We start from the raw sequence: 7703 nt of genomic DNA, 5'->3' as shown, positions 1-7703 counted from the left end.
CATTGTAATATTGCAACTATTGTATTATCAATATTTCAAACTTGTTAAATCCAATTTATAAATAGCTATCATTACCAATTTCTTCAGCAACACCTATCAATTAAGTCTAAAGGAGGGCGTATGAGAGCGTTTCAAGAATACGACCAGTACGACGGATTGGGTTTAGCGAAATTGGTAAAAGAAAAGGAAATCTCACCGGCTGAAATATGTGAGGAGGCCATTGCGCGCATTGAAAAAATCAATCCTCAGCTCAACGCAGTTGTCACCCCGATGTATGATATAGCCCGCAATTATATTGCACAAAATCCTCTCGATGGAGCCTTCGCAGGGGTTCCTTTTCTGTTAAAAGATTTACTTGAAGTTTACGCCGGGGTAGTGGAAACAAAAGGATCAAAGGCCTACAGAAATAACATTTCAGATCATGATAGCGAGATTGTAAAAAGATATAAAAAAGCCGGTCTTGTCATATTGGGAAAGACAAACACCCCGGAGTTTGGATTGTTGGGAATAACCGAACCGGAACTACACGGGCCGACTCGGAATCCCTGGAATCTTGACCATACTCCAGGTGGATCGAGCGGCGGATCTGCCGCAGCTGTGGCTAGCGGTATGGTACCGGTGTCCTCAGGTAATGATGGTGGCGGATCGATTCGCATACCAGCCTCATGTTGTGGTATTTTTGGTTTAAAAGTCAGCCGAGGCCGGAATCCTACCGGACCAGATCATGGTGCACTCTGGCAAGGTGCAGCGGTTGAACATGTCCTTACTCGTTCAGTTCGGGATAGTGCTGGAATTTTAGACGCAACGCATGGCCCTGATGTAGGGGCACCGTATATTATCATTCCTCCCTCACAGCCCTACCTTAAGGAAATAGAACAAAAACCGGGTCGTCTTAGAGTTGCTTTTAATACGCATTCACCCATTGATACACCGGTACACCAAGATTGTATAAAGGCGGTGGAGCATACAGCCGGTTTGCTCGAAAAATTGGGGCATGATGTTGAAGAAACGATGCCGAAGATAGATGGCCTACTTTTAGCAAAAAGTTTTTTTATCATGTATTTCGGCGAAGTCTCCGCTGAAATCAAAGAATTGAGCTTGTTCCTCGGGAGAAAGGCCAAACCTTCAGATGTAGAACCATTAACTTGGACTCTCGGTTTGTTGGGCCAAGCTTTTTCCGCCGGCGAATTTGTAAAGATCATCCGTGAATGGGACAAGGCCGCTCGTGTAATGGGACGCTTTCATGAGGCCTATGATGTTTATCTCACACCCACAATGGCTTACCCCCCAGTTAAAATCGGCGAATTGCAGCCCAAACCTGCTGAAAGAGTTTTATTGAAAGTTGTGAATACGTTGGGGTTGGGTGGTTTGTTAAAAGCCTCCGGAGTTGTTGACAAGCTCGCCACTGAGAGCTTATCAAAAACCCCCTTTACTCAGCTTGCAAACTTTACAGGTCAACCAGCCATGTCCGTACCTCTTTATTGGTCGTCAGAGGGGCTGCCCTGTGGGTCACAGTTTATTGGCCGCTTTGGAGATGAAGCTACGTTGTTCCGACTCGCGGCACAGCTCGAAAATGAGCAGCCTTGGTTTAATAAACGTCCACCAGTTTTTGCCTAAATAGCAATACTGCCATTGTACAACGAACAGGAACGCTTTTGGTTTGTATCATCATCTTGGCATGTTAAAGCAGAATATCAGTATGTTTAGTAACAAAGCCAAATTCGCCCATGCCAAAAAACACGACAGATTGGCAACGTTAGCATAAAATTGACAGAGGCAATAGGATGAGGATCTTTTTACTGATTATCTCCGCAATGGTTGGTTTGGTCAGTGTGACCCATGCAGGGGAAATGGATTCATCGATCGCTGCAACGCCAGAGTTGACTCAAATCGTCGGATCAGCCCGGTCACCGCACGGGCGGGTGAAGAAGATCACTCCAATCGGTGCGAGCGGTGGACGGGTCAGTTGGTCCCACGACGGCGAGTACATCCTGATGGACCGAAAGGGCGAAGACGGCTATTACGACATCTACCGGATTCGTCCAGACGGGAGCGATGAAATCTGTCTCACCTGCGACCAGCAGGCGGTGCTGGGCAGGGGGCATATTGGCCAGCCGGAATGGCATCCGTCCGGCAAGTATATGGTCTTTCAGGCTCAGAAGAAGTACAGGCAAGGGCGGTGGGGGCGGGATCTGGCCGCCACGCCTGGATTCGGGAGACATTCCGATTTGTGGTTGATGGAACTGGCGACGCGGCGGTGCTTTCGCCTGACCGACACGCCGGAGGATGACACCAGTGGTGTTTTGCACCCTCATTTCTCCCACGACGGCAGCAAGCTGACTTGGGGTGAGATGTATAGGGCGCCAAAGTTCCTCCATGGTTTCGGCGAGTGGAAGATCCAAGTTGGCGACTTCATGTTCGAGAAGGGTAAGCCGGTTCTGTCCAATGTGAAGTCGTATGTTCCTGGGAAGGCGGGGTGGTACGAGAATCACGGCCTTTCCCTGGACAATCGCACGCTGCTGTTCACCTCGACCTTTGAAAACGACAAGGCGTTTCATTCGAACTTGTACCGATACCTCATCGACCAGGCCCGGTTGGATCGCCTGGCAGACAAAAAATGGAACGAGCACGCAATGTACTCTCCCAGCTGGAAACGGATTGTATGGATGACGGGCCAGGACAACCAGAAAGGGGGCACCGATTACTGGAGTATGAATCTTGACGGAAGCGACAAGGTGCGGCTCACCGATTTCAACAATCCCAATTTACCGACCTATAAGAATAAGTTAATCGTATCAGCTGACGCCAGTTTGAGTCCAGACGGGAAGTTCCTGATGGCGTACCTGCAAGTAAATCTGGTGACTCAGGAAGGCGTGACGATTCTGATAGAATTGGAAGATGACTGGGAGCGGCGGGGCAAGAAGTGATGCCAGGCCTCGCACCCATGTTCCGACCGCTTGGTGGCGAGGTTAAAACATCATGATACTCGATTCTGCCCCATGGAAACAAGGTTTCCGCCGACAAGCCGTTGCTCGCGACAGCTTATAGCCGTGCGAAACGGCTGCGTTAGGCCACGCCCGGTTAAGCGCAACGTTAAAACGGTTGATACTTTCAACAAAACGGTGAAAGGGGACCTCTGAAACGTTTTGTTACCCAATTGCCAAGCATCGTCCTGACGCGCATTTCAGTTGGGTCAATCCAAGTATCGGTCAGGAAACTTGATTGTCAGGTAAAATTGATATCGGTTTGTCTGCGTGGACCGTTCCAGGAGTAATTGTTCATTTTTCGTGTAGTTTTTCTGCGGTACCGATAGGTGTGGTGGTTGATGCCCAGCAGTTTGGCGGCCTTGCTTTCATTGCCTTTGGCCATCTTATAGGCCGTTTCGATATAATACCTCTCCTTAGATTGTTCGATTTCATTGAGATCAATGCCTGTTTCCGGTAGGGGCGGAAATATTGCAGGCCGGCCTATAGACGATGATCGATTTGCGGATGCCGTATCGTCTAATCCCAAGTCTTGTGGTGTAAGCTCAGTCCCTTTTCCGATTAACACACCCCGCTCGATGAGGTTTTTCAGTTCGCGAACATTTCCCGTCCAGTTGTGCATCCGAAGAAGTTTTTCCGATTCCGATGATAACCCTGACAGGTTTTTATTAAATTTCGTATTGAACTCAAATAAAAAATGTTTGGCCAAGGGAATGATATCTTCCTTACGTTCGTTAAGCGAGGGTATCTCAACGCGTATCACACCAAGGCGAAAGTATAGATCGCTCCTGAACCGATTGTCATTAATCATTTCCTCGACATTTTTATTCGTCGCCGATACGACGCGTGTTTGTATGTGGTGCTTCTCCGTCCCCCCAAGGCGGTAGAACTCGCCTTGTTCTAAAAATCGAAGCAGTTTGGCCTGGGCTTCAAGGCTCAAATCTCCGACTTTATCCAAGAAAAGGGTGCCATCGGCTGCCTCCTCGATCAATCCTTTTTTACCTGATGATTGTGCACCGCTAAACGCACCTTTTTCATATCCAAAAAGCTCACTCTCGATCAAATCGGTCGGAATGGCGGCACAATTGACGACTGCCAGAGGGCCTTGAAAATGGGGGCTGCGATAGTGGATCGAACTGGCAATCAATTCCTTTCCAGTGCCTGTCGCACCGATGAGAAGAACCGGGGTGCCGGGACTTTTGGCCACATCTTCTATAAAATCCATGACATCGAGGATGGCTCGGCTTTCACCGATGAAACAGGGCAGGTTTTCTCGCAGGTATCGCGCCTGAAGGGTTTGAACTTCCTTGCGCAATTTTATGGTCTCGAGGGCTTTTTTAATGGTTACCTCGAGGCTATCCATGTGCAGCGGTTTGACGACATAGTCGTATGCCCCGCGCTTCATTGCTAAAACGACGGTTGCGATATCTTCATAAGCGGTAAACATGATGACCAGCATGTCGGGCTAGAGCGCCTTAATTTTTTCGAGCGCTTCTATGCCGTTCATATCGGGCAATCCGATATCCAGCAGAATTATGTCGGGTGGGTCGCTTTTTATTACATCGATGGCCGATTCGGCCTTTGAGAAGGTCACAATGCGGTATGACGCGTCGAGGGCAAGTGTCAGATACAGATTCTTTGAATTCTAGAATCGGCGTCAAATTTTATTCCCCGGTTTATTGACGATCAAACCGGCACCCTCAAGAGAAAACATGTGCAGCCCCTTTTTGTAAAAGGGAAGAAGCCAAAGGAATAGGGGATTGAGGACTGAACTCGGAAGTGGGGAGCCAAAAACCAAAAACCAAAAACCAGAAACCAGAAACCAGAAACCAGAGACCAGAGACCGGAACCCAGAACAAGCAAAGCGCGGATGGACGATATCCATCCGCGCTTTCAAAAAAGGCCTGGCACCCGTGTCGGGTGGTGATCATAAACGGCGCTACTGTTCGATGTCGCAGGCCAGCAGGGCTTTTCTTACCGATTCGAATATATCGCCGAACCGCAGGACGCCGGTGGCGGTGTTGCCGTCCTTGACGATCAGGGGCTGGTGAACGCCCATGACATAAAGGTTCAGCGCTTTTTCGATGGTGTCGGTCTCCTGGAGGAATTCGATTTTTTCGGGAACATGCATGACCTCAGCGACGGTTTTTTTGCTGCCGCGCTGGCAGATATCCTTTTCCGGTTCCAACCATAGGTTGAATTCCTTTACCGCTTTCATGACGGATTCGTTGGTCAGCGTACCGGTGGCGCGGCCTTTCATGATTTTTTTATACCCGGGTTCAAGAGCCCGAAAGATGTCGATCATGGTGACCTTTCCCACGAATTTGCCGCCGTCATCGACCACGATGGCATCCCGATGGGCGTGCGCATTGGCCTGCTTTGCCGATTCAAGGGCCTGCAGGACGTCAACCAGGGTGTCCGTCTTTTTGACTGACACATAGTCTGAGATGGGGATCATCAACTCTTTTGCGAAAATCTTTTTCATTGGCTTCCCTCTCTGAAATCGTTAGCGTGCCATACTTAGCCGCGGTTAACGATTGAAGCAGCCCTGCCGCCGTCGGCGGCACGGCTGTTTCGATGATGTCAGGGCGACGATTGAACGGGTCAGCCGCCGGTCGAAATGGGCATGCCCATGATGGGCCAGAGCACCTTGACCGCAAAGGCGGTGACCACCATCAAGATAATGCTGGCCGGGATTCCCCACAAGAAAAATTCAGCGGTGGTGAACTGTTTGGAGTCGTAGGCGATGGCATTGGGTGCGGCGCCCACCAGCAGAAGAAAGGGCATGCCGGCCACCACCAAAGAGGCAAACAGGATGACCTCTCCGGACACGCCCAGGTAGGGCGCAATGACCAGGGCCACCGGCAGGGAGATGGCGATGGCCGCCACGTTCATGATGAAGTTGGTCATCATCATGACGAAAAAGGCGATGCTCATGACGAAGACGAATCCGGTCGACTCTTTGAACATGGTCAGCCAGTTCACGGCCATCCACTCGGCGGCGCCGGTTTGCCAGAGGCAGAACCCGATGCTCATGGCACCGGCAAAGAGCAGGATAATGTTCCAGGGGATCTCTTCCAGGTCGTTGATGTCCAGAAGCCCAGTGGCAAAGAAAAGAATGGTCGAAGTGAGGAGTACGGCGGTCTTGTGGGGCGGCGTAAATTCGGGCATGGTGGACTTCAACACCGCCGACACGCCCAATACCAGGATGGCGGCACCCACGATGACCGCGGCGGTCACTTCGTTTCTGGAGATGCCCCCCATCTCCTGGCTCAGCCTTTTGGCTCTTTCGCGCAGGCCGGGGATGGTCCTTTTTTCCGGTTTCATGACCACCATGAAAAAGCCCCACAGGAGAAAGGTCATCAGCCAGCCGATGGGTGCCATATAGTAGGACAGTTCAAAAAAACCGACGGTCTTTCCGGCGACTTCATTGAAAAAACCCAGGGCCACGGCACCGCGGGCGGCCCCCAGCAGGGTGACGATGGATCCGGCCCCGGCAATATAGGCCATGCCGATAAACAGGCCTTTGCCGAATTTGGTTGGTTTGTCCCCCTCGCCGTACATGGCGTAGATGGCCACCAGCAGCGGGTAGATGGTGGCCGCCACGGCGGTGTGGGCCATGATGTGGGTCAACGCGGCGGTGAGAACAAAGCATCCCAGGTAGATCATGCTGGTCTTTTCACCGACGATGCCGAGCATCTTGTAGGCGATCCGGCGGGTCAATCCGGTCTTGGTAAAAACCAGGCCGACCACGATCGAGCCGAAGATAAAGAGCACGCTGGGGTCCATGAAATCCTTGAAGGCGTCTTTGGCCGGGCGGATGAAGAAAAGCACCTGCAGGACGCCGATGGTCAGGCTGGTCACACCGATGGGCACCACTTCGAACACCCACCATGTGGCGGCCAGCAGAAACACCGCCAATGCGCCCTTGCCCTCCGGAGATAGCGCAAAAGCCTTCCCCTCGGGATCGAGGGCAGCCGGCCAGGGCGGTGAATAGTAAACGATGGCGAACAGGATGATACCGATGGCCATAAACATGTATTTCTTCCAGCCAAGCCCGCCGGCTGGGATCGCTGCTGCGTCGCTACTCATTTATTGTATCCTCCAGTGTAAACATATGTGTCGCCAGATTTTCGGCTTCGTTAATTTACTGATGACAGGACATAATGGCATCGATGACGACTTCCACCGCGTCGGTCAGCCTCAGCACACCCACCACGCCCTTGTCTTGGGTCACCAACAGGGACTGATGATGGCCGACGACCAACTGGTGGATGGCCTCGCTCAAGGTTGAATCGGGCTCAATCATCTCGCTCTCTTTGGGTTTGGTCATGAATGATTTGACCTTTATTTGGGCAGCCTTTTCGCAGATCTGGTCCAGCGGGTCCTGCCACAGCTTCAAGGACTCAAAGATGGCCTTCTGGTATTTGCGGGTGAAGCCCATGTGCATGGGACCGTCGTCGGCGAACATGTCTTCATACCGAGGCTCTAAAGCTTTTAAAATACAATGAAAATTCACTTTTCCAACGATCTGCTGACCGGCTCCCATAATCAGGATCGCCCGGTGCCGGTATCTGGCCTGGTCAAAATCCGCCTGGGATTTTTTCAAGGCGGCAACAGCATCGCTGAGGGTGGCGTCTTCAGATACCGTTGCATATTCCGACAGCGGTATCATCAGGTCTTTTACCAGTTTTGGTTTCAATCCGATCCTCCTCTCTT

At 51.2% G+C, this 7703-nt stretch carries 7 protein-coding genes; 2 read left to right on the top strand and 5 right to left on the bottom strand.

Translation table 11 applies throughout. The features are described 5' to 3' along the window. Window positions 1–120: 120 nt before the first annotated feature. The gene (locus ABYV26_RS16375; protein ID WP_372682428.1) at window positions 121–1617 is read left to right on the top strand and encodes an amidase; all 1497 of its coding nucleotides are present in this window, start codon (window positions 121–123) and stop codon (window positions 1615–1617) included. A gap of 167 nt (window positions 1618–1784) precedes the next feature. Next, complete coding sequence (locus tag ABYV26_RS16370; RefSeq protein ID WP_372682427.1) at window positions 1785–2927, top strand: TolB family protein; 1143 nt, start codon at window positions 1785–1787, stop codon at window positions 2925–2927. 298 nt (window positions 2928–3225) lie between these two features. On the opposite strand, the gene ABYV26_RS16365 is transcribed toward ABYV26_RS16370, so the two are convergent. The 5 genes from ABYV26_RS16365 to ABYV26_RS16345 all read right to left on the bottom strand — a co-directional run. Next, window positions 3226–4443: a sigma-54-dependent transcriptional regulator gene (locus ABYV26_RS16365; protein WP_372682426.1), complete on the bottom strand. Its 1218-nt coding sequence runs from the start codon at window positions 4441–4443 to the stop codon at window positions 3226–3228. A gap of 6 nt (window positions 4444–4449) precedes the next feature. Then, window positions 4450–4611 carry a response regulator gene (locus tag ABYV26_RS16360; RefSeq protein WP_372682429.1) on the bottom strand — a complete coding sequence of 54 codons (162 nt, stop codon included), beginning with the start codon at window positions 4609–4611 and terminating at the stop codon, window positions 4450–4452. Window positions 4612–4923: 312 nt separating this feature from the next. Further along, window positions 4924–5469 carry a CBS domain-containing protein gene (locus ABYV26_RS16355; RefSeq protein ID WP_372682425.1) on the bottom strand — a complete coding sequence of 182 codons (546 nt, stop codon included), beginning with the start codon at window positions 5467–5469 and terminating at the stop codon, window positions 4924–4926. A 119-nt stretch (window positions 5470–5588) separates the two neighbouring features. Beyond that, window positions 5589–7076 (bottom strand): SLC13 family permease, encoded by a 1488-nt coding sequence (locus tag ABYV26_RS16350; RefSeq protein WP_372682424.1) that lies wholly within the window; start codon window positions 7074–7076, stop codon window positions 5589–5591. A gap of 55 nt (window positions 7077–7131) precedes the next feature. Then, window positions 7132–7703 (bottom strand): CBS domain-containing protein (locus ABYV26_RS16345; RefSeq protein WP_372682423.1); only part of this gene is annotated, 572 nt, incomplete at its 5' end.

Source organism: Desulfosarcina sp. (assembly GCF_041551955.1).
GTDB lineage: Bacteria > Desulfobacterota > Desulfobacteria > Desulfobacterales > Desulfosarcinaceae > Desulfosarcina.
The sequence above is the reverse complement of the archived record's forward strand: the minus strand, read 5'-3'. Positions and strand labels throughout refer to the sequence as shown.

Excerpts from the sequence above, each read along its gene's own strand:
- ABYV26_RS16375 (WP_372682428.1), top strand. The coding sequence starts at position 121 with ATGAGAGCGTTTCAAGAATACGACCAGTACGACGGATTGGGTTTAGCG.
- ABYV26_RS16370 (WP_372682427.1), top strand. The coding sequence starts at position 1,785 with ATGAGGATCTTTTTACTGATTATCTCCGCAATGGTTGGTTTGGTCAGT.
- ABYV26_RS16365 (WP_372682426.1), bottom strand. The coding sequence starts at position 4,443 with ATGCTGGTCATCATGTTTACCGCTTATGAAGATATCGCAACCGTCGTT.
- ABYV26_RS16355 (WP_372682425.1), bottom strand. The coding sequence starts at position 5,469 with ATGAAAAAGATTTTCGCAAAAGAGTTGATGATCCCCATCTCAGACTAT.
- ABYV26_RS16350 (WP_372682424.1), bottom strand. The coding sequence starts at position 7,076 with ATGAGTAGCGACGCAGCAGCGATCCCAGCCGGCGGGCTTGGCTGGAAG.